The 25,037-nt window shown below is 57.0% G+C and carries 22 protein-coding genes; 20 read left to right on the forward strand and 2 right to left on the reverse strand.

The window, feature by feature from the left end; all coding sequences use genetic code 11:
* The first annotated feature begins 14 nt into the window (after nucleotides 1–14).
* Both EAV92_RS06095 and EAV92_RS06100 read left to right on the forward strand, forming a co-directional pair.
* A complete protein-coding gene (locus tag EAV92_RS06095; RefSeq protein ID WP_123040236.1) occupies nucleotides 15–359 on the forward strand; it encodes a nitrite reductase (NAD(P)H) small subunit in 345 nt (114 codons plus the stop codon).
* Nucleotides 360–389: 30 nt separating this feature from the next.
* Complete coding sequence (locus tag EAV92_RS06100; RefSeq protein WP_123040237.1) at nucleotides 390–1,202, forward strand: formate/nitrite transporter family protein; 813 nt, start codon at nucleotides 390–392, stop codon at nucleotides 1,200–1,202.
* Between the two features lie 90 nt (nucleotides 1,203–1,292).
* On the opposite strand, the gene EAV92_RS06105 is transcribed toward EAV92_RS06100, so the two are convergent.
* A complete protein-coding gene (locus EAV92_RS06105; protein ID WP_123040238.1) occupies nucleotides 1,293–2,780 on the reverse strand; it encodes a DHA2 family efflux MFS transporter permease subunit in 1,488 nt (495 codons plus the stop codon).
* A gap of 211 nt (nucleotides 2,781–2,991) precedes the next feature.
* Between EAV92_RS06105 and EAV92_RS06110 the strand changes: the two genes are divergently transcribed.
* Together EAV92_RS06110 and EAV92_RS06115 are read left to right on the forward strand one after the other, a co-directional pair.
* Complete coding sequence (locus EAV92_RS06110; RefSeq protein ID WP_123040239.1) at nucleotides 2,992–3,411, forward strand: VOC family protein; 420 nt, start codon at nucleotides 2,992–2,994, stop codon at nucleotides 3,409–3,411.
* Between the two features lie 3 nt (nucleotides 3,412–3,414).
* The gene (locus EAV92_RS06115) at nucleotides 3,415–3,756 is read left to right on the forward strand and encodes a DUF1801 domain-containing protein (RefSeq protein WP_123040240.1); all 342 of its coding nucleotides are present in this window, start codon (nucleotides 3,415–3,417) and stop codon (nucleotides 3,754–3,756) included.
* A gap of 3 nt (nucleotides 3,757–3,759) precedes the next feature.
* Here the strand turns inward: EAV92_RS06115 and EAV92_RS06120 are convergent, their stop codons facing one another.
* Nucleotides 3,760–4,746 carry a GNAT family N-acetyltransferase gene (locus EAV92_RS06120; protein WP_164472640.1) on the reverse strand — a complete coding sequence of 329 codons (987 nt, stop codon included), beginning with the start codon at nucleotides 4,744–4,746 and terminating at the stop codon, nucleotides 3,760–3,762.
* A 114-nt stretch (nucleotides 4,747–4,860) separates the two neighbouring features.
* Here EAV92_RS06120 and EAV92_RS06125 point away from each other — a divergent pair, with 114 nt between their 5' ends.
* The 16 genes from EAV92_RS06125 to EAV92_RS06200 all read left to right on the forward strand — a co-directional run bounded on the left by EAV92_RS06125 (nucleotide 4,861) and on the right by EAV92_RS06200 (nucleotide 25,034).
* Nucleotides 4,861–5,844, forward strand: a complete 984-nt coding sequence (locus EAV92_RS06125) for a phosphotransferase enzyme family protein (RefSeq protein ID WP_164472641.1) — start codon at nucleotides 4,861–4,863, stop codon at nucleotides 5,842–5,844.
* Complete coding sequence (locus EAV92_RS06130; RefSeq protein ID WP_123040243.1) at nucleotides 5,841–6,089, forward strand: hypothetical protein; 249 nt, start codon at nucleotides 5,841–5,843, stop codon at nucleotides 6,087–6,089. Before EAV92_RS06125 ends, EAV92_RS06130 begins: the two co-directional genes overlap by 4 nt.
* Nucleotides 6,090–6,155: 66 nt before the next feature.
* Nucleotides 6,156–6,701 (forward strand): D-lyxose/D-mannose family sugar isomerase, encoded by a 546-nt coding sequence (locus EAV92_RS06135; RefSeq protein WP_123040244.1) that lies wholly within the window; start codon nucleotides 6,156–6,158, stop codon nucleotides 6,699–6,701.
* A gap of 99 nt (nucleotides 6,702–6,800) precedes the next feature.
* Nucleotides 6,801–8,186 (forward strand): sedoheptulokinase, encoded by a 1,386-nt coding sequence (locus EAV92_RS06140; RefSeq protein WP_123040245.1) that lies wholly within the window; start codon nucleotides 6,801–6,803, stop codon nucleotides 8,184–8,186.
* Entirely contained in the window at nucleotides 8,179–9,396 is a 1,218-nt protein-coding gene (locus EAV92_RS06145) for an ROK family transcriptional regulator (RefSeq protein ID WP_123040246.1), read from the forward strand. Before EAV92_RS06140 ends, EAV92_RS06145 begins: the two co-directional genes overlap by 8 nt.
* A gap of 268 nt (nucleotides 9,397–9,664) precedes the next feature.
* Complete coding sequence (locus EAV92_RS06150) at nucleotides 9,665–10,543, forward strand: carbohydrate ABC transporter permease (protein ID WP_123040247.1); 879 nt, start codon at nucleotides 9,665–9,667, stop codon at nucleotides 10,541–10,543.
* 11 nt (nucleotides 10,544–10,554) lie between these two features.
* Nucleotides 10,555–11,382, forward strand: coding sequence for a carbohydrate ABC transporter permease (locus tag EAV92_RS06155; RefSeq protein ID WP_123040248.1), 828 nt, complete (start codon nucleotides 10,555–10,557; stop codon nucleotides 11,380–11,382).
* 119 nt (nucleotides 11,383–11,501) lie between these two features.
* Nucleotides 11,502–12,845: an ABC transporter substrate-binding protein gene (locus tag EAV92_RS06160; RefSeq protein WP_123040249.1), complete on the forward strand. Its 1,344-nt coding sequence runs from the start codon at nucleotides 11,502–11,504 to the stop codon at nucleotides 12,843–12,845.
* Between the two features lie 203 nt (nucleotides 12,846–13,048).
* The gene (locus tag EAV92_RS06165) at nucleotides 13,049–13,720 is read left to right on the forward strand and encodes an aspartate/glutamate racemase family protein (RefSeq protein WP_123040250.1); all 672 of its coding nucleotides are present in this window, start codon (nucleotides 13,049–13,051) and stop codon (nucleotides 13,718–13,720) included.
* Nucleotide 13,721: 1 nt separating this feature from the next.
* Nucleotides 13,722–15,230 (forward strand): FGGY-family carbohydrate kinase, encoded by a 1,509-nt coding sequence (locus tag EAV92_RS06170; RefSeq protein WP_123040251.1) that lies wholly within the window; start codon nucleotides 13,722–13,724, stop codon nucleotides 15,228–15,230.
* A 20-nt stretch (nucleotides 15,231–15,250) separates the two neighbouring features.
* Nucleotides 15,251–16,168 carry a class II fructose-bisphosphate aldolase gene (locus tag EAV92_RS06175; protein WP_123040252.1) on the forward strand — a complete coding sequence of 306 codons (918 nt, stop codon included), beginning with the start codon at nucleotides 15,251–15,253 and terminating at the stop codon, nucleotides 16,166–16,168.
* A 30-nt stretch (nucleotides 16,169–16,198) separates the two neighbouring features.
* Nucleotides 16,199–18,007, forward strand: a complete 1,809-nt coding sequence (locus EAV92_RS06180; RefSeq protein WP_206424288.1) for an MBL fold metallo-hydrolase — start codon at nucleotides 16,199–16,201, stop codon at nucleotides 18,005–18,007.
* A gap of 35 nt (nucleotides 18,008–18,042) precedes the next feature.
* Nucleotides 18,043–20,478 carry an alpha-mannosidase gene (locus EAV92_RS06185; RefSeq protein ID WP_123040253.1) on the forward strand — a complete coding sequence of 812 codons (2,436 nt, stop codon included), beginning with the start codon at nucleotides 18,043–18,045 and terminating at the stop codon, nucleotides 20,476–20,478.
* Nucleotides 20,475–23,051: a glycoside hydrolase family 2 protein gene (locus EAV92_RS06190; protein ID WP_123040254.1), complete on the forward strand. Its 2,577-nt coding sequence runs from the start codon at nucleotides 20,475–20,477 to the stop codon at nucleotides 23,049–23,051. Before EAV92_RS06185 ends, EAV92_RS06190 begins: the two co-directional genes overlap by 4 nt.
* A 22-nt stretch (nucleotides 23,052–23,073) precedes the next feature.
* Nucleotides 23,074–23,736, forward strand: a complete 663-nt coding sequence (locus tag EAV92_RS06195; protein WP_123040255.1) for a class II aldolase/adducin family protein — start codon at nucleotides 23,074–23,076, stop codon at nucleotides 23,734–23,736.
* On the forward strand, nucleotides 23,733–25,034 hold the full coding sequence (locus tag EAV92_RS06200; RefSeq protein WP_123040256.1) for a four-carbon acid sugar kinase family protein: 1,302 nt from the start codon (nucleotides 23,733–23,735) through the stop codon (nucleotides 25,032–25,034). The genes EAV92_RS06195 and EAV92_RS06200 overlap by 4 nt, the downstream gene beginning before the upstream one ends.
* Nucleotides 25,035–25,037 lie beyond the last annotated feature (3 nt).

Here is a 25,037-nt window from a genome sequence, read left to right on the forward strand (position 1 = left end):
GGAGGAGATCAACGATGCCAACCATCACGACGAAGACGACGGTTGTCCCTTTGGGGCCTATCGAACAATTCCCGGCCGGATTCGGCAGGGAGGTGCTGGCGGCAGGCTGCCGGATTGCGGTTTTCCGCACGACGGACGGAGGGCTTTACGCGCTGGAGAACCGGACGCCGCATCCCAAAGGGGGGACGCTCGCGGAAGCCATCGTCAGCGGCCATTTCATTTATTGCCCTATCCGGGACTTGAAGATTTCCCTCGAAACCGGACTTGTCCAAGCACCGGATAAGGGAGAGGTCTGGAAGTTCGAGATTCGGGAAACGAAAGACGGGAACGTTGAACTGGCGCTCGCGATCGCTCTATAATTCCGTCACCCGAAGAAGGGGGTAATCCCAATGTTTAAGGAATCCATTGAAACGATGGTGCAGACCGCGCTGAAGAAGAAGGAACTGCTCGACCAAAGCCGGCTGCGCTACTTGCTGGCCGCGGGCCTCGCCGGGGCATTCGTCGGCATCGGCATCGTCCTCATTATCTCTATCGGAGCACCGCTGTTCGCCATCAAGTCTCCCGTTACCAGCATGGCGATGGGCGCATCGTTCGGCATCGCGCTGACGCTCGTCATTTTCGCCGGATCGGAGCTGTTCACGGGCAACAACATGTATTTCGCTTTCGGTACGCTGTCCGGAGCGACGACCTGGAAAGATATGCTCCGCAACTGGGCCTGGTGTTATGCCGGCAACCTCTTGGGTGCCATGGTCTTGGTCATGCTGGTTGCCGGATCGGGCATATTCCACGGCATCGGGCCGGATCACTTGCTGATGGCGATCGCGGCCAAAAAGATGTCGCTCGGCTGGTCGTCGCTGTTCTTCCGCGGCATTCTCTGTAACTGGCTCGTGTGTCTGGCCATCTGGTGCTCGGCGCGGGCGAAGTCCGATTCGGCGAAACTCGTGCTGATCTGGTGGATGTTGTTCGCGTTCATCGCCTCCGGATACGAGCACAGCGTCGCGAACATGACGGTCCTGGGTCTTGCCCTCGTGCTTCCGCACCCCGAGACGGTGACGTTGGCCGGGTGGTTCCACAACATGATTCCGGTCACGCTCGGGAACATCGTCGGCGGCGCGGGATTTCTGGCCTGTCTCTATTGGCTGATTACTCCATACCGTCACAAGAGAGAAGCCGTCAAAGCCGCATCGCGCTTATCCGCTTGAATCTGTCAGTCAGATTACACGAATCCATAAAAAAGGCCTTCCCCGTGCAGTCCTCGGACTGCGGGAAAGGCCTTTAAACATTTCAAGAAATTAGCCTTTGCTCGTTTGAACTTGCGCTTTCGCGGCTTGTTCCGCGCCTTCTTCCTTCGGCGCATGGGTCCGCTTGATGAACAAGCTGATGATCAGCGCCAGCACGGCCAAGCAGAGGCCGATGAAAAACGCGTTGTGAAGCCCCGCGACCATCGATTGGATCAGTTCGCTCGGCGAAGTCGGGTCCTTGGAAGTTTTCATGTATTCTTTGGCGCCGGACGACATGATGCTGATGAACAGCGCCACGCCGATCGCGCCCGCTACCTGCTGCAAGGTGTTGAGAATGGCGGTGCCGTGCGCATACAGACTGCGCGGCAGCTGGTTCAAGCCCGTCGTCTGCGCCGGCATCATGACCAAAGAAATTCCGACCATCATGATGATGTGAATCATGATGATATGGCCCTTCGTCCAATCGGATTCAATGCCCATGAACATCCAAATCGCGACGCACATCAGCACGATGCCGGGAATGACCAATACGCGGGGACCGAATTTGTCGAAAAGGACCCCGGATACCGGCGCCATGATCCCGTTGATGATGCCGCCCGGCATCAAGGCCAAACCCGCCGAGAATGCGGTGAGCAGCAGCACTTGCTGCATGAAGAGCGGCAGCATGATCATCGTCGAGAAGAGGGACATCATCATCACCAGCATCAGAACGGTGACGAGAGAGAACATCGGATACTTGAAGGCTCTCAAATCCATGATCGGATTTCGGGATACGAGCTGTTTCCATACGAACAAGATCAGGGCGATGCCGCCGGCGACCAGACTCCACACGACGACCGGATCCGACCAGGAACCGCGGTCGCCCGCGCTGCTGAAGCCGTATACGATGCCGCCGAAACCGATGCAGGAGAGAAGGATCGAGATGACGTCAACCTTCGGTTTCGTGAGGGTCGTCACGTTTTTCAGGAAAGCCAAGGCGAAAATGACGGAAAACGCGGCAAGCGGAATGATGAGATAAAACAGCCAGCGCCAAGACAGATGTTCGACGATCAAGCCGGATAAGGTCGGGCCGATGACCGGCGCCGTCATGATGACGAGACCGATCATTCCCATCGCTCCGCCGCGTTTCTCCGGAGGGAAGATGACGAGTATGACGTTCATCATGACCGGCATCATCAAACCGGTACCTAGCGCTTGAATGACGCGCCCGACGAGCAGGACGTCGAAGACCGGCGCAACCGAACTGATGACCGTTCCGACTAAGAACAGCATCATCGCCCCGATGAACATTTGCCTTGTCGTAAACCATTGCTGCAGCAGCGCCGTGACCGGCACCAGCATGCCGACGACCAGCATATAAGCGGTAGCCAGCCATTGCACGGTCGATTCCGTTATCTTGAAATCGGCCATCAAATCCGGAAACGCGATGTTGAGCAGCGTTTCGTTCAAGATGGCCACGAACGCGCCGATAATCAATGCGGCGACGATCGGTCCGCGTTTGATCTTGCTTAAATCGACGTTCGCGGATTGATTCTCCACACTACTGAATTCCACTCCAAGCTCCTCCTGTACGGTTAATCTGGAATATCACATCATTTACCATATCGAACAATTGTTCGTGAGTCAAGGAAGGAAATCCTCGGAAAGCGTTGAAAAAAATAGCAGACCGATGAATTCCCGGATCGGCTTTCGTCTAAATAAAAGAAGGCATCAAGGACAACAAACCAATTTGACGATGAGGTGTTTAAAAATGGCATTAATGTCCACATTCACGAGCTTCAATCTGCCTGTAAACAACGTAGAACAATCGAAGGCGTTCTTCACCGGACTCGGATTCGAGCTCAACCCGCAATTCCCCGAGAATGAGAAGTCGGCAGCCATCGTGATCGGCGGCAACCTGCAGGTCATGCTGCTCACCAAAGAACTTTTAAAGTCGCTCACGCAGAAGGAATCCGTTGATACGGAAAAGTATGCGCAAATGACGATCGCATTGGCCTTCGAGAGCCGGGAAAAGGTGGATGAAATCGTGAATACAGCGGTCTCCTTGGGCGGGAAATCGTACGAAGAACCTGAGGATTACGGATTCATGTATCATTGGGCCTTCGAGGACTTGGACGGCCATATGTGGGCTATTAACTACATGCACGCGGATGGTACGAGAGGAGAATGAAAGATGAACGCTGAAGTCACCGAATTCATCGAGAAAGTTAAAGAACCTTGGCAAGCCGAGCTGTGCCAAGGTTTGCGCGAAGTCGTCCACGGAGTGATTCCGGACGTACAGGAACGCTTGCAGTATGGCAAGCCTCATTTTTTGAAAAACAAGAAATACGCGGCGGTGATCTCCACCTCGAAGGATGCGGTCAGCTTCACGATTTTCAATGCCTCCGGACTGGAATTGCCCGAAGGGATGTTCGATGGCCCGCCGGAAAGGAAGACGATCAAGTATCGTAAAGGCCAATCCATCCACGGCGACCTGTTGACCTCTTTGGTCAGCCAAGCCTCCAGCACGTTATAATCGTCAGCCGAGCTTCCGCACCATTTTGTAACGCCCGGGTTCAGGCCTGAAGCCGATGAGATCGCGGTTGATGCGGAGCATCGGGGCATTCATGGAATCGTTGTGCGTTTTCAAATAAGGGACGGCATTCGATTTGGCGGTCTGCACGCCAAGCATCTTCAAAGCGAGCGCAATGCGTCTTCCGCGATATTCGCGCAGAACGCCGGTATACTCATGGTACATCGCCCGCGTTTGCTCGTTTTGTTGCAGCGTGACGACGCCGACGTACCGGTCGCCGTCCTTCGCGATATGAATCCACTCCGGCCGGATGCCCGGCCGGTCGATATTCCACTTTTTCCATTCCTCGAACCATGGGAAGTCTTCCGCGTAACCCGGAATATCGGGTTGAGTCGTTTTATACAATTCGTAGAGTTTTCTTTCGCCGGCTTCCCCCGGTTCTTCCGCCAAAGTCACGAACCGAATCCCCGCCTTTTTCGCCTCGTCTATCGCTCCCACCAGGGTTCCGCCGTCGAAGTTATCCAAATCCAGAACGGACTCGAACATGTGGCGTTCCTTCTCGTATCCGCGGCGTTCCGCGAAAGAGACCGACTCCTTGTCGTTCTCTCTAATGAAGTCGATTAACCGGGATGCCTTGACTTCCATGGCCCATTGATGAAGAGCGGCATACAACGCAGCGCCGATTCCTTTTCCCCGGAATTCGGGATGCACGACGACCGTCTGAATTAAAGTTCCCAGTTCCGTCCACGGCGCCCGCCAAGCGATCGCATAACCGACGATTTGCTCGCGTTCGTCCACGGCCACCCATTTGGGACGATCCCAGCCCATCAATTCGTTTTCTTCGTTGTAATGCAATTGGCCCGGCGGTATGCTTTCTTCGTCTTCCCTCAGCCGCTCCGCCGTCGTCGGTTCCGGATAAATGAAATTCAACAGCGGCGCGACGGCTGCATAGTCGTCGGGTTGTATTAATTTTCGAATTATATAATTGGGCAAGATGGCAACCTCCATATATTTCTTCCATTTTTCGTTACCATTATCTCATGTATCGCCGTCTTGATCATGGTAAAGTTTGGCTTAATAGATTTTTGCCGGGGGAGCTTCGATAGGATGGAGAGCATTGGAGAGGAAATCGCGTCGCACCTTAAAGAATGGCTGGGTGTATCCATTACAGGTATGTCGCCAATAGACAAAGGTTGGCTGAACGTGAAGTGGAGGATGGACACCGAACAAGGACCTCTGTTCGTGAAGTACTACCATCCGGAGCGGTACAAAATTCACATTCGACCGGACAGAAAAGCCGAGATAGAGCGGACACTGCGGTTTCAGGACGGGTTGAATGAGGACGGCATTCCTTGTCCAAGGGTATACCGATTCGACGGTAGTTATATAAAAGAAACTCATAGCGGTCTGCATTACACCGTAATGGAATGGTTGGACGGATATACCGTTCCGGCAGGCAGCATGAATAAAGCCCAGATGCATGAATTAGGTATCGCAACCGGTCGAATGCACTGTTGGCTGGGCCGAATTCCTCAGTTGGAACAACCGGCCTGGAAGCCGGATAAGGAAGCCTATCTTCGGCAATGGAAGCTCAATTGGGATGAGGCGGAGCGTGCAGACGATTCGGTTGTGAAGGAGTGGCTTCGGAGATCGTGCAGCATCGTAGACTCCACGGATTTTCATATCTTCGATCCAAGCCCCATCGGGTGGCTTCATTGGGATTTGTGGGTGGACAACATTTTGCTGCGGGAACATGGAGTAGCGGGGATCGTCGATTTTGACCGGATGACGATGGCGTACCCGGAGATCGATGTCGCTCGGGCCGTTTTGTCAGGCGCTTTACTGGATGGACAGTTGGATGCGGGGAAGGTACAGGCGTTTATGGAAGGCTACCGCCAAAATGGGGCAGCGCCTCAAGGAATGCTCACTCGTGCGTTTCGTATGCTTTATTTCATAGAGTCGATCTGGTGGCTAAGGACGGAGATCCGCCGCGAGAGTGAACTCAGCGGTTTACTCGCCCGGTTCGTGGAAGAAATGCATTGGATTGAAAATAACTGGGACGCGTTACCCGATCGGTTGGATTTTGCATGAGGATCGATCGTCAAGTGAACGGAGTCCGACCGGTAGTTTATTCCATTCGGCAGGATCAGTGGATCAGCTATTACGTCTATTCTTCCAGTAGCGAGGCCGAGAAAGGACTGCAAGAATTCGAGAATATTCCGGCCGCATTCGTCAAACACAGCAGATACAAAGTCGCGAACGTGCTGCTTTTTTATATTGGGGGCGATGTAGAAACGGAGAATCGCATTCAAGCGATAATGGACGAATGGCCGTAAACGAGGGATGACAAAACGGGCTTCTTGTTTTATGATTTTGTTTTAATCGAACAAGGAGGGTACCCCATGAAACGATCCGAAGTCAGGCAAGCGCAAGAAACGACAGCCCGGATGCTCTCCGAGCATGGTATGATATTGACGGTAGAGGAGCAGAGTCGGATCGAAGTGGCGGACTTCGGGCTTAACCGCCTTCAGCAGGAAGGGCTCGAGCTCATCACGTACGTCAATACGGACAGATACTGCGCGAAGGAACTCGTGTTGTTTCCCCGCCAGACCTGCCCGGAGCACCTTCATCCGCCGGTCGGTTCCGATCCCGGCAAAATGGAAACGTTCCGCTGCCGGTTCGGCAAAGTGTTCCTGTACGTGGACGGCGAAGCTTCCGAAGACATTCAAGCCGCGATTCCGGAAGGCAGCGAGCCTTATTACACGGTCCGCCATGAAATCGAGCTGAATCCGGGAGAACAGTACACCATCCCGCCCGGCACGAAGCATTGGTTCCAGGCCGGCGACGCCGGCGCGATCGTATCCGAGTTTTCGAGCACGAGCCGCGATGAGTTCGATATTTTCACCGATCCGCGCATCCGAAGGATACCGGAAATCACGAACGACTGATGGCTTGCGGTTCCGCTGTTTTGTAAGCGGTGACTGTAAGCGGTGACAGGCAGGATTCACCGGCTTTTCCAGGCCGTATCCGAAAAGGAGGGGCGTCACATGAATCTCATCGGGCTCGACATCGGGACGACGTCCATCTGCGGCGTGCTCATGGATGCCGCAACCGGCCGAGTGGTGAAAGCGTTAAATAAACCGAACGCGTCGAACTTAAGATCTCCTCACGATTGGGAGTTCACTCAAGATGTTTCGAGTATTCTGAGCGCGGTTCGGGAAATCGTCGCTGAGCTGCGTGAAACGGCTCCGGACATCCGGGCCATCGGCGTTACGGGTCAAATGCACGGCATCCTGTACGTGGACGATAACGGGGACCCGGTATCGCCTTTATTCACGTGGCAGGATCAACGCGGGAATCTTCCCGCAGACGGCGAACTCACGTATGCCGAACGACTGCGGCGGTTAACCGGGTATGCCGTGTCCACCGGCTTCGGGATGGTCACCCATTATTATCATGTCGTGAACGGAAGCGTTCCACCTCGAGCGGCTTCCCTTTGTACGATTGCGGATTATATCGCTTTCAAGCTTGCCGGTCGAACGAAACCGGTGACGGATCCCACCCATGCGGCAAGTTTAGGCGTTTACCGTTTGGAAGCCCTTGCATACGATGTGGAAGCGTTGAGCAAAGCGGGGATCGATCCCGGCATCCTGCCGGAACAGGCAGGCTCGGGGCAGATCATCGGCTATACGGCAGACGGGATTCCGGTCGCAGGTGCGATCGGCGATAACCAAGCGAGCTTTCTGGGTTCGGTCCGGGATATCGCCAAGACGCTTCTCGTGAACATCGGTACAGGTTCGCAAATCTCGGTTTATTCCGAACAGTATATCCAGGCGGAAGAAATCGATACGCGTCCCTTTCCCGGCGGCGGCTACCTGTTGGTCGGCGCATCGCTGAGCGGCGGAAAGTCCTATGCGCTGCTGGAGCGGTTTTTTCGGGAGGTTTGCGAGACATTCGCCGGGAACGACGGTTCGACTGATCTTTTCGACCTCATGAACCGACTCGCCGATCCGACGGATGCGGATGAATCCGGCTTGAAGGTCGGCACCCAATTTTACGGAACGCGGACGGATCCGGATGTCAGAGGGTCCATCGAGGGCATCGGTCCCGCGAATTTCACGCCGCGGAATCTGGTTCAGGGTTTCCTTGAAGGGATGATTCGGGAACTGCGGCGATATTACGACGGTTTTCCGGTGTCCGTGAAAGAGCGGCTGGCTTCGATAGTGGCCTCCGGCAACGGAATCCGCCGCAACGAAGCCTTGCGCAGGATGTTGGAACGGCGATTCGGATTTCCGCTCGAGATGCCGCAATATCCGGAAGAAGCCGCCTGCGGAGCCGCGGTTTCCGCCGGTGTCGGTTGCGGGTTATATACCGACTACAGCCGCTCGTCCGGCGAATGGACGAATGGGAGCAGGGGAGATCACGATGATTGATACGAAAGGCAAGAACATTCGGCACGTCAAGAACTTGAATCGGAACATCGTTCTGGCGTTCATCCGGAACCAGGGTCCGATCACCAAGGTCGAAGTCGCCGCCAGAACGCATCTTTCCTTCACGGCGATCAACAATATCGTCGACGAGCTGATTCAAGAAAATTTGATCATGGAAGCCGGCTACGATATTTCGAGCGGCGGACGAAAACCGATCCTGCTGGACGTCAATCCGGATGGCTTATATACGGTCGGGATTCATTTGAGCGCATCCGCCATCAAAGCTGCCGTGATCAACTTCAAAGGCTCGCCCGTCGTGCAGGAAGAGAGTAAACTGGGCGACCCCTCGGACCGGGAAGCGCTTATTCATTGCATCGTTCAAGCCGTCCAATCGATTCTTGACGCATCCGGGATCCCGAAAGAGAAATTCGCCGGGATCGGTTTTGCCTCCCCGGGTCCGCTCGATCCGAATAAAGGCACGATCTTGTCGCCTCCGAACATTCCGGGCCTGGCGTACGTTCCGATCCGGGACATTCTGGAAGAACGGTTCGGCATGCAAGTCTTGATCGAGAAAGACGCCAACGTCATGGCGTTGTCCGAGCTTTGGTACGGGGCTGCGCAAGGATTGAACAGCATCATCTACGTGGACGCGGACGTCGGTATCGGAAGCGGGATCATTTTCAATCGCAAAATCTATCAAGGCTTTCCGTACGGCGCGGGCGAAATCGGCCACGGCACGATCGAATTGGACGGTCCGAAGTGCAATTGCGGGAACTATGGCTGTCTGGAGGCCGTCGCATCCGGAATGGCGATCGTACGACGGGCTGGGGAAGAAATACGAAGAGGGGTCAGCAGCGAATTGTCGCCGCTTTACTTGGAGCGCGAGGATTCCGTGGACCTCTTCGCCATCATTCGAGCAGCAAGGCGCGAGGACGCGCTGGCGGTAAATCTGCTCAAAGAATCGGCCAGATACGTGGGCATCGCCTTGGCGAACGTCATCAACATGATTACGCCGGAATCGATCGTCATCGGGGGTTATCTCGTCAACGAATATCCGCCGTATTTCGATCAATTGAAAGAAGTCGCTTTACCGCGTTGTTTTGCCAGTTTCCACAAGGACAGCATGCTGCAAAGCTCTTCCCTGAAACACCAAGCCGGCGTGATCGGGGCGGGAACATTAGGCTTGGAACGATTCCTTTCGAGTGGTTTCTGAGCCATTCGACATCCAGTTTTTCCACATGAATAAAAAAGTTTTTAATATGCAAGGGTTTTCACTAGACACGACCTAATGACGGGTCTATAATACCGATATAACTTGATGTTTTCGTGAGGACTTATTAATTTAAGTTCAAAAAGATAAGGGTATATAGAAGATGAGAGGACCTCGGCAAAACCGATCCTCACCACGACCCTTATTTTTTGTAAACGATCTGAAAGCGCTTAAGGATGTTGGGAACGGATTCCGGAAAGGGAGGAAGGACATGAAGTCAAAAGTGAACAAGTCGGTATACGGGTATCTGTTCATCTCCCCGTTTTTCATCGCCTACACGGTCATGGGATTAGTGCCGATTTTGTATACGCTTTATCTCAGTTTCACCAAATGGGACGGATTTACGAATCCCATTTACGTCGGATTCGCCAATTACGAACGACTGCTGCATGATACTTTCTTCTACCAAACGATCGGCAACACGCTGATCATCTGGATCTTCTCGATCGTCCCTCAATTGATCATCGCCCTCTTGCTGGCGCTGATCCTCAACGAGAAGTTCATAAAAGGCAAACATTTCTTCCGGGCGGTCTTTTACTTCCCCCACATCATCACGCCGATCACGCTGGGTGTCATGTTCGCCCTGATGTTCGATTGGCAGACGGGCAGCATTAACATGCTGCTGATGAAAATCGGCGTGATTCACGATCCGATCCATTGGTTCAACAATCCCTGGTGGTCGAGAATCATCGCGGCTTCGGTCATCTGCTGGCAATACTTCGGCTTTAACCTGATCGTGTTCATCGCCGGCATGCAGTCGATTCCGACGGAAGTTTTCGAGGCCGCGGAAGTGGACGGCGCTTCGAAGAGCCAAGTCGCTTGGCGCATTACCTTGCCGCTGCTTCGCCCGGTGTTCCTGTTCACGCTGATCACGTCGGTCATCGGGGGCTTGCAGCTGTTCGACGCGCCTCTCATGCTGGGTGACGGTCCGGGCAACAGCGGAAGGACGATGATCATGTACCTGTACGAAACGGCGTTCAAATCGTTCGATTACAGCTACGGCGCCGCGATCGCATACGGCATTTTCATCATCATCATGATTTTCACCGCCATCACGGCCAAAGCGACCAAGATGACGAAAGAAGCATAGGAGGTCGTCCCATGGGAATCAAACAAATCTTCGTGCGAGGGATCATCTACCTGTTTCTGATCGCCGTCGCCGTCACTTGTCTCATTCCGTTTTACAGCATGATCATCACTTCGACCCATACGAACACCGACATCGCCCAGAAGCTTCTTTTCCTGCCGGGAGACCAACTGGCCGAAAACTATAAGCGCCTGATGGGTTCCGTCAACATTTGGCGTGGCTTCGCGAACTCGGTCTTCGTGGCCGTCGTCGCCACCGCGCTTGACCTCTATACGGCGGCGCTCGTCGGTTACGGATTTTCCAAATTCAAGTTCCGGTTCAGAAATCCGCTGTTCGCGATCGTGCTTGCCACGATGATGGTTCCCGGACAGCTCGGCATTATCGGTTTTTACAAGCTGATGGATACGTTCCATATGCTGGACACCTATTGGCCGATGATCTTGACGGGCATGAGCAACGCTTTCGGCGTCTTCATGGTCAAGCAATTCGCCGACGAATCCATTCCCTCCGAATTGATTGAATCAGGCCGAATCGACGGTTACGGAGAGTTTCAGATTTTCAACCGGATCATTCTTCCGTTGCTTGGGCCGGCAATGGCCACTTATGCGATCTTCGCCTTCATCGGCAAATGGAACGACTTCCTGACCCCGATGATCGTCCTGTTCGACAATAACAAGCAAACGCTGCCGGTCATGATCGCAAGTCTTCGCTCTCAGTTCACGGCGGACTTCGGCGCCCAATACGTAGGCATCGTCATCTCCGTCGTTCCGATCCTGGTGTTCTTCTCCGCGATGTCCAAACGGATCATCAGCGGCGTGGCGGCCGGCGCGGTGAAAGGCTGATCGACATTCCTTGAAAGGGGTGATGCTGCGGTTCGCTGGTAAAGCGATCGAAGGCAAGCCTGGCATGACGAAACACCACCGTATTCGCAAGGAACCATTCACAGAAGGGGCGATCTCGATTGAACGCAAAAAAATGGGTTTCGACGCTTTTGACAGCCTGCATGGTCATGCTTCTGCTAGCGGCCTGCGGAAAAGGCAACAATGAAGGAGCCGCGTCTTCTTCGTCCGCTTCCGCTTCGCCTTCCGCATCCGCATCCGAGTCGGCATCTGCATCCCCGTCCGCCGCTCCGGCGGATCTCTCCGGTAAATTGACCGTCTGGACTTATTTCGATCAAGTGAAAATCCTGGCCGACAACTTCATGAAAGTTCACCCGAACGTGAAGGTCGACGTACAGATCTTCCCGGGCGACCAATACCAAACGAAATTGATGTCGGCTCTGCAATCCGGCAAGAACACGCCGGACATCATGGACCTTGACCACGGCTACATCGGCAAATTCCTGGAGTCTCCTTTCCTGGCCGATCTCTCGGCGATGGGCGGAGAAGACCTCGTTAAATCTTACGTTCCTTACGTAACGGCATACGGCCGCTCTGCGGACGGCAAACTGCGCGCGATTTCCGACAACTCTTCTCCGGGCGGCTTCTGGTACGTTCGCGAAACCGCGAAGAAATATCTCGGCACGGACGACCCGGATCAAATCAGCGCCATGGTAGACAGCTGGGATAAAGTCATCGAGCTGGGCAAAAAAGTCGCGAAAGACAGCGGCGGCAAAGTCCATCTGATCCAAGGCGCCAGCGGCCTGTTCGACATCGAAGCGTTCAACACCGAATCTTGGGTGAAAGACGGCAAGCTGAACATCGATCCGAAATGGAAAGACACGTACGCAACGCAGCTCAAAATCCGCAGCGAAGGCGTAGACGCCAAGCTGGGCTTCATGTCCTCCGGCTGGGGCAGCGCTCTGAACGACGGCAGCGTCGTGCTGACGTCCATGCCTTCCTGGGCAACGTTCATGATCGGCAACAAAGACGGCGCGGCCAAAGGCAAATTCGGCATCGCGAAAACGCCGGAAGGCTGGTACAACGGCGGACGTTGGGAAGCCATCTACGACAAATCCCCGAATAAAGAACTGGCTTACGAATTCCTGAAATACGTGGCCAGCCCGGAATGGCAAACGATCAACCTGCAGCAAACGGGCAACATGCCGAGTAACGCTGCCGTGTTCGATCAACTTCAAGATTCGTTCAAAGGCGATCTGTACGGCGATCAGCTGATCCTCAAAGGCTTCGCCGAGCAAATGAAATCCATGCCGGCTCGCCAGCCGAACAAGTACGACGACGACATCCTGGGCAAATGGGTGAAAGTTGCTTCCCAAGGCATCGACAACAACACGCCTTACGACGACGTAGTCGCCGCATTCAAAAAAGAAGTCAAAAACACGTATCCCGAGATTCAAGTCGACTAATCGAACCGATTAGGCGGCACGATAGCTGAAAACTTGGTATGGGCCGCACCGGCGAGGAGATGCATAAGCATCCACCGAACCGGTGCGGATTCACATCAAGTCGGTTTGAAGCACTCGCAACCCTCGAATGTTCTGAATTCCACTGCCGTGGAAGACATCCATATAAATAGTAGAGAGAGATTTGGTTTTAGGAGGGAGCAAGGATGAAGAAACCGAAGCTGGCCATCATCCATACGACGTCGGTTACCGTCGACTCGCTGAAAACGCTGGCCGCCGAAGTCATGCCGGAGTGGGACATCATCAACTTTGTCGACGATTCGATTCTCCCGCAGCTTGCCGCCAATGGAGGCCGTATCGAAGAGGTTCAGGAGCGCTGGTCGGCCTATGCGAGGTTCGCGGAGCAGCAAGGCGCGGCATGCGTCGTCAGCGCCTGTTCGTCGGTCGGCGAAGCGGCGGAAGCCGCGCGCCTTGAAGTCGGCGTTCCGGTTAAGCGGATTGACGAAGCGATGGCGGAAGAGGCCGTGACCCTGGGCGGAACCATCGGCGTTGCCGCTACATTGGCTTCGACGCTGGGGCCGACGATTCGGCTCATCGAAAGAAAAGCGCAAGCTGCAGGAAAGACGATCGATATCAAGCAGGGGCTTGCGTCCGAAGCTTATCGGCTGCTCATGAGCGGCGACCGGGAAGGACACGACCGCGTATTGGCCGACATGCTGCTGAAGTTGGTCGAGGAAGCGGATATCGTCGTGCTGGCCCAAGCTTCGATGGCTCGCGTCGTATCGTCGCTGCCGGAGGAGCTGCGTGCCAAATTCCTGACCAGCCCGCGGCTGGGCTTGACGCGCATTGCCCGCGAGATGGCAGCGCCGGCAGGCTGATATGGAGACACAGCGGCTGTTGCTTGGTATCGACGTCGGCACGACCCATTGCAAGGCGGCTTTGTTCGCCGAGGATGGCGGCCTTCTTCGGCAAGCCAAGACGAACACCCCCAGATACGAAGAGGATGGCTTCGAGTATTTCGACCCGAAACGTCTCTCGGAAGGGATCGTCGCGTTGATTCGCGAGGCGGTGACACCGGCGGAAGCACGGCACGTCGCTTGCGTCGGCGTGACAAGCATGGCGGAGACCGGATTGCTGGTCGATGCCGCATCCGGACAAGCCCGATCGCCGCTCCTTCCCTGGTTCTCGCCTTGTGCGAAAGCCCAGTCGGAACGGATGGTCGGGGAAGGCGATCCGATGGAGCGTTTTGCGGCGACGGGGCTCCGCGGCAGCTTCAAATACGGGCTGGCGAAGCTGTTGTGGTTGAAGGAAAGAGCTCCGGATAGGCTTGAAAACGCGGTATGGCTGTCTGCCGCCGATTATGCGGCTTACGGCTTGACCGGCGCGATGGCAACGGATTACACGCTTGCCGCCAGAACGTATGCGTATCGCATCGACCGAAAAGAATGGGACCGCGACTGGATTCGGCATTTTGGCCTGGCTCCTGCGCTGTTTCCGGAAGTTTATCCGAGCGGGATGCCGATTGGCGGAATAACGAAGTCCATCGAAAACGTCACGGGAATCCCCGAAGGCGTGCCTGTGGCAATCGCCGGCCACGATCACGTGGCGGCGAGCGTGGCGATCGGCGTCACTCGGCCGGGCGAAGTCATGGATTCGATCGGGACGGCCGAGACGCTGCTGGGCGTTTTTGACCGGCGCGCTCTTGTTCAGGAAGATTGGGATTCCGGTCTCTCCTTCGGCCTTCATCCGGCCAACGGCCGATTGTTTTGGATGGGCGGTCTTTCCGCCTCGGGGGGCTCGGTGGAGTGGTTCCGTACCGCGTTATCCGACCCGGCGCTCAGCTATGAGAAAATCATCGGTTTGCTGGACGGGACATCACCCGAACCGACCGGAATTCTCTATTTTCCTTATTTGTCCGGCAGCGGGGCTCCGATGCCGGATCCGGACGCGAAAGCCGCGTTTTTCGGGATCACTTCCCGGCATCGGCAGGCGGATTTGCTCAAAGCGGTACTGGAAGGCACGGCTTACGAAATGGAAGCGATCCGCCGTTCGGCGGCGCGGATCGCCGGCACGCCGATCGACCGGACGGTCGTGACGGGCGGCGGCGTCCGTAACCGCCATTGGTTGCAAATCAAAGCAAACGTATCCGGCTCCCGGATTCGATTGCCGGATGAGCCGGAAACGGCGCTGCTCGGAGCCGCGCTGCTTGCCGGCATCGGCTGCGGAATTTACGCAAACATGGAGCAGGCGCTGGAGGTTGCGGCCGGCCGGCGAAACGAAACGATCGTGGAGCCGCAGAATGACATCCACGAAAGCTATCGGGCGATTTATGAACGAGTTTATATGCCATTGCAGCAGCCTCTTAGGCAATATAGCAAAATCATTTGAAGAAAAGAGAGTGTGCACCCATGAAAGCGACGAGACCCGCAAATGTGATCACCCTGAAGCAAGCTTTGGAAGTGGCGGAAAAACAGCAATACGCCATCGGTTCGTTCTCTCCCCGTTACACCTCGATGATTCTGCCGGTGCTTCGCGCCGCGGAAAAATCGAAGTCGCCCGCAATCGTGCAGATCTCGCATAAGGAGCTGGTTCGTTACGGGATCACGCCGGCGGAATTCGCGAATGAGTTCTACGAGCGCGTAAGCAGCGAGAACATCACCGTTCCGGTCGTGCTGCACCTCGACCATACCAAAGAAATAGGCACGATCAAGGATGCGATCGAAGCGGGGTTCACTTCCGTCATGATGGACGCTTCCGAGAAAAACCTGAAGGATAACATCGCGGCCTCCAGAGAAGCTGCGGAGTACGCGCACGCCCGCGGCGTCTCGGTGGAAGCCGAGCTCGGCATGATCGGCACGACCGATTTCGTGGAAACCGACAAGGACGAAGAATTGTACACCGATCCGAAGGAAGCCAAGCTTTTCGCCGAGCTGACGGGAGTGGACGCGCTGGCCGTTTCCTGCGGTACGGCGCACGGCGTCTATATGGTTCGTGAGCCGAAGATCGATTATGCCCGTCTTCAGGCGATCCGCGCTTTGACTCCGGTTCATCTCGTGCTGCACGGAGGCTCCGGCGTACCGGCCGAAATGATGGCCAAAGCGATCTCGCTGCCGGGCGGCGGCGTCAGCAAGGTCAACATCGCGACGGATCTGGAGCTGGCGTTCCTCGGCGCGATCGGACGCGAAGAGCGGCTGACCGACGCGGAATGCAAAGCTTTGCCGCCGGAACTGCTCGAAGTCGGTCAGGCGGCGGTGGAAAGCACGGTCGCGGATAAGATCGCGAATTTCCTCGGCAGCAAGGGAAAAGCCGAATCGTTCAAAGCGTAAACGGGAAAGCGTTCGAAGGGGGTGTTGGACGTGCTGATCAAACTTTCTGAAAACCTGTTTATGTACCGGGACACCTGCCATGTCTACGTCGTGAAAAACGGCCAAGACGCCGTGTTGGTCGACTTCGGCAGCGGGGACGTGCTGGATCGGCTGGCCGAAATGGGCGTCGAACGTGTCGCCGCCATCCTCATGACGCATCACCATCGCGATCAGGGGCAGGGCCTGCCGCGTGCCGCGGCTGCCGGAATCCCGATCTGGGTACCGCATAACGAACAAGATCTGTTCGCGTCCGTTGATGCGTTCTGGCAGGCGCGTGAAGTGCTGAATAATTACAACGTGCGGCAGGATCGTTTCTCTCTCCTGGCGGATGTTCCGATCGAAGGGGCGCTCAGGGATTATATGAGCTACGCCTTCGCCGGCATCGAATTCACCGTCATTCCCACGCCCGGCCATACGGTCGGATCGGCCAGTTTCCTGGCGCAGATCGACGGACGCCGCGTGATTTTCTCCGGAGATTTGATTTCCGCACCCGGTAAGGTTTGGTCCCTCGCCGCCACGCACTGGACTTACAACGGCGGGGAAGGGCTGGCGTCCTCCGCGTTGTCTGTGCTGGATCTGAAGGATCGCGAGCCCGACATGCTGCTTCCTTCTCACGGCCAAGTGATGGAGGACCCCGGCGAAGCCATCGATCAACTGGTGGAACGGCTGCGGGAGCTCATGTATTTCAGGCGCCAGAACGAGCCGCTGCTCCGGCTGCGCGAGCAGCCGTTCATGCAGATCACGCCTCATCTGCTGCGGAACCGCACGAGCTTCGCCTACCATTACGTGCTCATTTCCGAAAGCGGCAAAGCGCTCTACTTCGACTTCGGCCACGACTTCCTGATGGGCATCCCGTCCGGGGCGGATCGGGCAGCGCGCAGGCCTTGGCTTTATTCGCTTCCGATGCTGAAAAAGCAGTTCGGCGTCACGAAGGTGGACGTTGTCGTGCCGACCCATTATCACGACGACCATGTCGCGGGGATCAATTTGCTTAAGGATCATGAAGGCACGGAAGTGTGGGCGGCCGACACGTTCTCCGATATTTTGCGCCGGCCGGAGCATTACGATCTCCCGTGTCTCTGGTACGACCCGATCGAGGTGGACCGCGATCTGCAGGTAGGCGTGCCGATCCGCTGGGAAGAGTACGAATTCACGCTGCATCCGCTGCCCGGACATACGCTGTATGCCGTCGCGATCGAGCTGGACGTGGACGGGAAAAAAGTGCTCATTTCCGGAGACCAGTACCACGGGGAAGAAGGTCTGCTCGAAAATTACGTCTATCCGAACCGGTTCCAGATTTCCGATTTCGTCAAAAGCGCCGAGCTGTATGGGCGGATCAAGCCCGAGGTCATTTTGACGGGCCACTGGCAGCCGCTGTGGGTGACGCCGGGTTACTTCGAAGAATTGGCCAAACGCGGGGCGACGCTGGAGCGCATTCACCGCGATCTGCTGATGCTGGAGGACGTGGACTTCGGTGCCGAAGGCGTCGGCGTGAGGATTTCCCCGTATCATGCCAAAGCGTATGCGGGGGAGACCGTGACGCTCGAAGCGGAGGTGCGGAATCCCTATCAACGGGATTCGCTGGCCGAACTCCGGCTGGACGTTCCGCCGGGCTGGACCGTCGAGCCGGAAATCGCCCAAACCCCGCTCGCCCCGAGCGGCATCGGGACGCTTACGTTCCGGGTGACGCCGGCCGGTCCGCATAAGCGGCGTGTCCGGATCGGCGCGGATTTGAGCGTGGACGGCGTAAGGTTCGGCCAGCATGCGGAAGCGCTGATTACCGTTCGCAAACCTAAATAAAAAAGCACAGAACAGACCCATTGGAGGGATCGTGGATGAAAGAGAAACAGCTGCACATGATCGGGAACGCGCATTTGGATCCGGTCTGGTTATGGCAATGGCAAGAAGGCGTCCAGGAAACGAAAGCGACGTTCCGCTCCGTACTCGACCGCATGAACGAATATCCGGACTTCATTTTCACGTCCAGCTCCGCTGCTTTCTATGAGTGGGTGGAAGAAAACGAGCCGAAAATGTTCGAGGAAATCAAGCAGCGGATCCGCGAAGGCCGCTGGCAAATTTGCGGGGGCTGGTGGATCCAGCCGGACTGCAACATTCCGGGCGGAGAAGCGTTCGTGCGGCACGGCTTGTACGGACAGCGCTATTTCCTGGAGAAATTCGGCGTGATGGCCAAGGTTGGCTACAACGTAGACAGCTTCGGCCATCATGGGATGCTGCCGCAAATCCTGAAGAAGAGCGGCATGGATTACTACGTCATGATGCGGCCGATGCCGAACGAAAAAGGCTTGCCGGCGCGCACCTTCCATTGGGAATCGGACGACGGATCCCGCGTATTGGCTTACCGGCTGCCGTTCGAATATTGCACGTGGGGCAAGGATCTCGACAAACACGTGGAGCGCTGCATCGACGAGCTGAAGGATCCGGTAAACGACCTCATGGTGTTCTACGGCGTAGGCAACCATGGCGGCGGCCCGACGAAGGAAAATATCGAAAGCATCCAGCGCATGAACGGCGATCCCGCATACCCGAGCCTGCCGTTCACCGCGCCGAACGAGTTTTTCAAGAAAGTCGAGCCATTCGAGCATCCGGTCGTCCATGACGATCTGCAGCACCATGCCAGCGGATGCTACGCCGCTCACAGCGGCATCAAGCAGTGGAACCGCCAGGCGGAGAACAAGCTCATCGCGGCGGAGAAATGGTCGGCGCTCGCGGAGCGAATCAACGGCCAGAAGTATCCGAAGGACTTCCACCGCGCTTGGAAAAACGTGCTGTTCAACCAGTTCCACGATATCCTGGCCGGCACCAGCATCGAGCCTGCCTACGAGGACGCCCGCAACATGCACGGCGAAGCCATGTCGATCGCGGAACGCGGCTTGAACTACGCGATTCAATCGTTCTCCTGGAACATCGGCATCGAGCAGGAAGAAGGAATGAAGCCGATCGTCGTGTTCAACCCGCACGCCTGGGAGAGCCGGGTCAACGTGGAGGTCGAAATCACGCCGATCCGCGATTACACGGTGTTGGTCGATGAGACGGGCAAGCAAGTTCCTTATCAGCTGGTCCAATCTCTGGCGACGGCGAACGGCCGCTGGCGGATCAGCTTCATCGCGGAGCTGCCTCCGATGGGCTACCGCGTGTACAAAGTGCTGAACAACGAGTCCGGCCCGGATAAAATCGCCGCGCCTTCGATTCTGGCGAACGATTACTCGATGGAAAACGATCGTCTGCGGGTAGAATTCGACCCGAATACGGGCTTTATTTCCCGCCTGCATGACAAGAAAGCCGGCTTCGACGTGTTCGACGGCCCGGCGGCGGTTCCGGCGGTCGTCGAAGACAAGTCGGATACGTGGAGCCACGACGTGTTCCATTTCCAGAACAAAATCGGCGAGTTCAAAGCGCGCAGCGTGCGCCGCGTCGAGCACGGCCCGGTCAAGTCGGTCATCCGCTCGACCAGCGAGTACGGACGTTCGACGCTCGTGCAGGACTTCACGATGTACCGCGACCTGAATTATATCGACGTGAAAGTGACGGTCGACTGGCGCGAGCACTTCAAAGCGCTGAAGCTCGTATTCCCGATGAACCTGCAGTTCACCAAACAAACCTACGAAATCCCGTACGGCTTCAAGGAACGGGAGCATAACGGAGAGGAAGAGCCGGGACAGGGCTGGGTCGATTACACCGGCATCATCCGGGGACAAGGTTCGGTATATGGACTGTCGCTGATCAACGACGCGAAATACAGCTACAGCATGCTGAACAAGGAACTGGCGATGACGGTGCTCCGCAGCCCGATCTACGCGCACCACGTGCCGCGCGTGCCGGATGAGGACGGCCATTATTCGTTCATCGACCAAGGCATTCAGACGTTCCATTACCGCCTTCTGCCGCACGAAGGAAGCTGGGAGACGGCCGGAACGGTGAAGCGCACGCTGGAGTTGAACCAGCGTCCGATCGCCATCATCGAGACCTACCATCAAGGTCCGCTGCCGCAGAAGGATTCCTATCTGTCTGTGGATCAGGATAACGTCATCGTCAGCGCGGTGAAAAAAGCCGAGGACAACGACGATCTCATCGTCCGCTGCTACGAATCCACGAAGAAAACGACGAAAGCGACGCTGCGATTCCCGCAGTGGAACCGTACCGTGGAAGCCGATTTCGGCCCTTGCGAGATCAAGACGCTGCGGATTCCGGCCGATCCGAGCCTGCCGGTCATCGAAACGAACCTGCTGGAGTTGGAAGGTGACCGGGCATGAGCCTGCGCATTGATCTGAACGGCAGCGATTGGTTGTTCAAGGATTTCGTCGGCGAGGACTGGATCTGGCGGGACGCGGAGAAGCCGGATTCCAACGACGTTCGCTGGTGGAGGAAAGGAACCGTGCCCGGCACGGTTCTCCATGACGTATGGAAAAACGGCGAGACGCCGGATCCGTTCTTCGAGCGGAACAGCCTGCTGGTCGAATGGGTGCCGGAGCGCACTTGGGTGTATAAGAAATGGTTCCATGCGGACGAAAAGCTGAAGGGCCGGAGGATTCAACTTCACTTCAAAGGCGTCGATTACGAGGCGCGGTTCTACCTGAACGGCAAGCCGCTCGGAACCCACGCGGGCATGTATACGCCGGCGGTTTTCGAAGTGAGCGGGGAACTGCTGTACGGCCAAGACAACCTGCTGGCCGTCGTGATCGAGAAAGCGCCGGATGAACAGCCGCAAGTCAGCAAAACGAGCTACGTGCGTACGCACAAAAGCCGGATGACCTATTGGTGGGACTTCTGTCCGCGCATGATTCACCAAGGCATCTGGGACGACGTCTATCTCGACGTCACGGGACCGGTGCGCGTGGAAGATGTCTATGTGCGCCCTCAGCTTGCGGAAGATTACCGCGCCGCGTATTTGTCGGTTTCGACGAAGTTGTCGTCGACGAAGAGCGCGCTCGTGGACGTGAACGTCAGCATTACGTTGCACGGCCGTCAAGTAGCTTCGGTGAGCACCCGTCACGCTATTGTGAAGGGCGAGACGCCGCTCAATGCCATGATCGAGCTGGCGAATCCGCAGCTATGGTGGCCGAACGGCTCGGGCGAGCAGCCAGTGTACGAGGCGGCGGTTACGGTGACGGAAGCTGGCGATACCTCGGCATCCGCAGAACACACCGTTACATTCGGCATCCGCGAGGTGCGCTTCGAACGCAACGACTGGGCGCATGAGGACGACGATACCGTGAAGCCTTACAAGCTGACGGTGAACGGGGAAACGACGTTTATCAAAGGCTGGAACTGGGTGCCGATCGACGTGATGTACGGCGTCCCGCAGCCGGAGAAGCTGGAGCGGCTGCTGCAGCTGGCGCGCAGGGCGGGCGTCAACATGCTGCGCATCTGGGGCGGCGGGCTGATCGAGAAGGACGCATTCTACGAATTGTGCGACCGTTACGGCATCATGGTTTGGCAGGAGTTCATCCAATCGAGCTCCGGCATCGCGAACAAGCCGAGCACCGAGCCGGCTTTCCTCGCGATGATGGCGCAAGAGGCGGAACAAATCATTCCGCGCAAGCGGAATCATCCTTCGCTGGTCATCTGGTGCGGAGGCAACGAACTGCAAGGGGCGAACGACAAGCCGCTGGACGATGACGAACCGGTGCTCGCGATTTTGAAGGAAGCGGTGCAGCGGCTCCACCCCGGCGCCTTGTGGCTGCCGACCTCCCCGAGCGGCAGGCTGTTCATGAACAGCCTGGAGAACATCGACAACGATCCGTCGGGCATGCACGACGTGCACGGTCCCTGGGAGCACCAGGGACTGACGGCTCACTATACGTTATATAACCGCGGTTTGTCCTTGCTGCACAGCGAGTTCGGCGTAGAGGGCATGACCAATCTCAAGACCTTGAACGCGACGATTTCCGCCGAACATCAATGGCCGACGGGCAAAGACAATCCGGTTTATTTCCATCGGGGTTCCTGGTGGAACAACGAGCAGCTGGTGCAGGAATCGTTCGGCGGCGGCATTACGGACGTGCATTCGATGATCCGCGCCAGCCAGTTCCTTCAGGCGGCCGGTCTCGGTTATGCGCTTGAGGCTAACCGCCGGCGCAAATGGCAAAACAGCGGCACGCTGCCGTGGCAGTTCAACGAGCCGTTCCCGAACGCATGGTGCACGTCGGCTCTCGATTATTACGCGAATCCGAAAGCCGTGTATTACGCGGTTGCCAAGGCCTATCAACCGGTGACGATTACCGCGCGATTGGAGCGGATGGCGTGGGCGGGAGAAAACCGGTTCACCGCCGAGCTCTGGACGGCGAATTCCTTGAACCGACCGTTCGAAGGCGGCAACGCCGCTTGGCGGTTGGTCGGGGCGAGCGGCACCGTGTATGGGGAAGGTTCCGTTCGGGTGGATGTTCCGTCCCGGAAACCGAATCCGATCCGAAGCATTGAAGCTTCTTTGGAAGGCATGAGCGACGAAGTCTTCTTCCTTTCGCTCGAGCTGACCGACGCATCGGGCGCACTGCTGGCGGATAACCGCTACGCCTTCAGCCGAACGGACACGATGCAGCCGATGTTCTCCGCTCCGCGGGTATCCGTGGAAGCCGTGAACCGGGAGACCGGCGGGGACCGTTGGGAACTCGTGCTCTCCAACCGGGGAGATCACGCCGCGCTGCAATTGCACATGGAAGACGCTCGGCCGCTGGGCATGAACGGGTACGTTTATTTCTCGGAAAACGATTTTTCGCTGCTTCCGGGCGAGAGCAAGACGATCGCCGTGGACTGGAGCGGCGTGCCGCAGGGAGAGCGAAAGCTCGAGCTCGGCGGCTGGAATACGGAAACGACAACGATCGGCTAAGGGCCAAAGGCGGTGATTCTTCATGTTGGACGCGCAAACGGCCAGAAACCAGCTTCAGGAAACCGGCCTTTATTTGATGCAATTCGGATTGGCTTGGGGGAACGCGGGGAACATCAGCGCCCGGACGGGCGAAGACACCTATATGATCAGCGCCAGCGGTACGTTTCTCGGGGAGCTGGCGGACGACGAACTGGTAGAATGCCGTTTCGACGGCTCTCGGGTCGACCCGGCCGCGAAGAAGCCTTCCAAGGAATTGCCCATGCATCGGGCGGTTTACGAGAGCCGTCCGGACATCGGCGCCGTCCTTCACGCCTCGCCTTTCTATAGCACGATGTTCGCCTGTTCGAACGCCGAAATTCCTTCGGATTTGTTCGTGGAGACGATGTACTACCTGGAACGCGTCGCCCGGGTGCCTTACTGCCATCCAGGATCCGGCGATTTGGGCGAGGCGGTCCGTCGCAAGGCGAAGGAAGCGAACGTGCTGCTGCTCGAAAACCATGGCGTGCTCGTGTACGACACGTCGGTGAAGGAAGCGAGAATGGCGCTGCAGACGCTGGAGACGGCTTGCCGAATGTGGGTCGTTTCACGGTCCTCCGGCATCGAATTGAACCGGCTTTCGGCGCCCGTCGTAGACGATTTCCTGGAGCGATCGGGTTATCGGCCCCGCCGGAGGTGGGGCGAATGATCGGCATCGCGGCCGACGACATCACCGGCGCGGGCGACATCGGCATCATGTACGCCAAGGCGGGCTATGCCGCCCATATTTATAGCTTTTCTTACGATACCGACGTTACCGGCGAAGAAACGTATCCGCATTTGGAGGATGCCGATATCGTCATTCTCGATACGGACTCGCGTTTCGATACCCCGGAAACGGCTTACGCCAAAGTGTTCGCCGCGACGAAGCGGCTGCGGCGGCAGGGCTGCACCCAATATTTCAACAAAACCTGTTCCGTGTTCCGCGGCAACATCGGCGCGGAGTTCGACGCCATGCTGGATGCGCTGGACGAATCGTTCGCCGTCGTCGTGCTCGGCTTTCCGAAGAACGGCCGAACGACGAAAAGCGGCATTCATTACGTTCATGGTAAGAAACTCGAAGAGTCGGAGTTCCGGCACGACCCGGTCCATCCGATGACGCGCTCCGATCTGTCCGGCATTCTACAGCGGCAGACCAGCCGTCATGTCGCCGAGCTCCATCAGCCGGTCATCGACCAGGGAGCGGAAGCGCTGCGGCGCGCGATCGCGGAGATGAAGACGAAATGTCAGTATTTGATTTTGGACGTGGCGGACCAGGCCTCGCTGCGGACGATCGCGCAAGCCGTCCATGACGAGCGCGTCATCTGCGGCAGCTCGGCTCTGTCCGAAGAATTGGCCGCGCTGCGCGCGGAGACGGAGCCGCCTCTGGCGCGCCCTCCCGAACTGCCGCCACGCTCCGAAGCCGGGATTTTCATCGCGGCGGGAAGCCTGATGCCGCAAACGGCGGCTCAGGTGGCCGACATGAAAGCATCGGGCGCGCACGTAACGGAGTTGGATTCGATGAAGCTGCTGAATCCGGCCGAACGGGCGCACTTGCTTGCCTCGCTGAAGGAAGAGGCCGCGAACCGGATTCGCTCAGGCGAAACGTTCGTGGTGCATTCCTCTAACGAGCCCGGCCAGGTGAACGAGACGAAGGAAGCGGGCCGGCAGCTGGGACTGACCAACACCGACGTATCCCGCCTTGTGTCCGGCTCGCTGGCGGAGCTGACGGCCGGAGTGCTGGCCGCGACGGGCCAACGCCGCGCGATCGTCGCCGGAGGCGATACCTCCGCGGCCGTATGCGCCCGGTTGGGCGTGAAGGGCATGCGAATCGTCGGCGAGATCGAAGCCGGCTTGCCCTCGTGCTTGACGTTCGGGGAAGAGCCGATCCTGCTCGTGCTCAAATCGGGCAGCTTCGGCAAGCCGGACTTTTTCCGGAAAGCGATCGACCATTTACGAAACTTATAGCAC

The organism is Cohnella candidum (assembly GCF_003713065.1).
GTDB lineage: Bacteria > Bacillota > Bacilli > Paenibacillales > Paenibacillaceae > Cohnella > Cohnella candidum.

Excerpts from the sequence above, each read along its gene's own strand:
- EAV92_RS06095 (WP_123040236.1), top strand. The coding sequence starts at position 15 with ATGCCAACCATCACGACGAAGACGACGGTTGTCCCTTTGGGGCCTATC.
- EAV92_RS06175 (WP_123040252.1), top strand. The coding sequence starts at position 15,251 with ATGAAAGCGACGAGACCCGCAAATGTGATCACCCTGAAGCAAGCTTTG.
- EAV92_RS06185 (WP_123040253.1), top strand. The coding sequence starts at position 18,043 with ATGAAAGAGAAACAGCTGCACATGATCGGGAACGCGCATTTGGATCCG.
- EAV92_RS06190 (WP_123040254.1), top strand. The coding sequence starts at position 20,475 with ATGAGCCTGCGCATTGATCTGAACGGCAGCGATTGGTTGTTCAAGGAT.
- EAV92_RS06125 (WP_164472641.1), top strand. The coding sequence starts at position 4,861 with ATGGAGAGCATTGGAGAGGAAATCGCGTCGCACCTTAAAGAATGGCTG.
- EAV92_RS06140 (WP_123040245.1), top strand. The coding sequence starts at position 6,801 with ATGAATCTCATCGGGCTCGACATCGGGACGACGTCCATCTGCGGCGTG.
- EAV92_RS06145 (WP_123040246.1), top strand. The coding sequence starts at position 8,179 with ATGATTGATACGAAAGGCAAGAACATTCGGCACGTCAAGAACTTGAAT.
- EAV92_RS06135 (WP_123040244.1), top strand. The coding sequence starts at position 6,156 with ATGAAACGATCCGAAGTCAGGCAAGCGCAAGAAACGACAGCCCGGATG.
- EAV92_RS06115 (WP_123040240.1), top strand. The coding sequence starts at position 3,415 with ATGAACGCTGAAGTCACCGAATTCATCGAGAAAGTTAAAGAACCTTGG.
- EAV92_RS06155 (WP_123040248.1), top strand. The coding sequence starts at position 10,555 with ATGGGAATCAAACAAATCTTCGTGCGAGGGATCATCTACCTGTTTCTG.
- EAV92_RS06165 (WP_123040250.1), top strand. The coding sequence starts at position 13,049 with ATGAAGAAACCGAAGCTGGCCATCATCCATACGACGTCGGTTACCGTC.
- EAV92_RS06170 (WP_123040251.1), top strand. The coding sequence starts at position 13,722 with ATGGAGACACAGCGGCTGTTGCTTGGTATCGACGTCGGCACGACCCAT.
- EAV92_RS06130 (WP_123040243.1), top strand. The coding sequence starts at position 5,841 with ATGAGGATCGATCGTCAAGTGAACGGAGTCCGACCGGTAGTTTATTCC.
- EAV92_RS06195 (WP_123040255.1), top strand. The coding sequence starts at position 23,074 with ATGTTGGACGCGCAAACGGCCAGAAACCAGCTTCAGGAAACCGGCCTT.
- EAV92_RS06150 (WP_123040247.1), top strand. The coding sequence starts at position 9,665 with ATGAAGTCAAAAGTGAACAAGTCGGTATACGGGTATCTGTTCATCTCC.
- EAV92_RS06100 (WP_123040237.1), top strand. The coding sequence starts at position 390 with ATGTTTAAGGAATCCATTGAAACGATGGTGCAGACCGCGCTGAAGAAG.
- EAV92_RS06110 (WP_123040239.1), top strand. The coding sequence starts at position 2,992 with ATGGCATTAATGTCCACATTCACGAGCTTCAATCTGCCTGTAAACAAC.
- EAV92_RS06200 (WP_123040256.1), top strand. The coding sequence starts at position 23,733 with ATGATCGGCATCGCGGCCGACGACATCACCGGCGCGGGCGACATCGGC.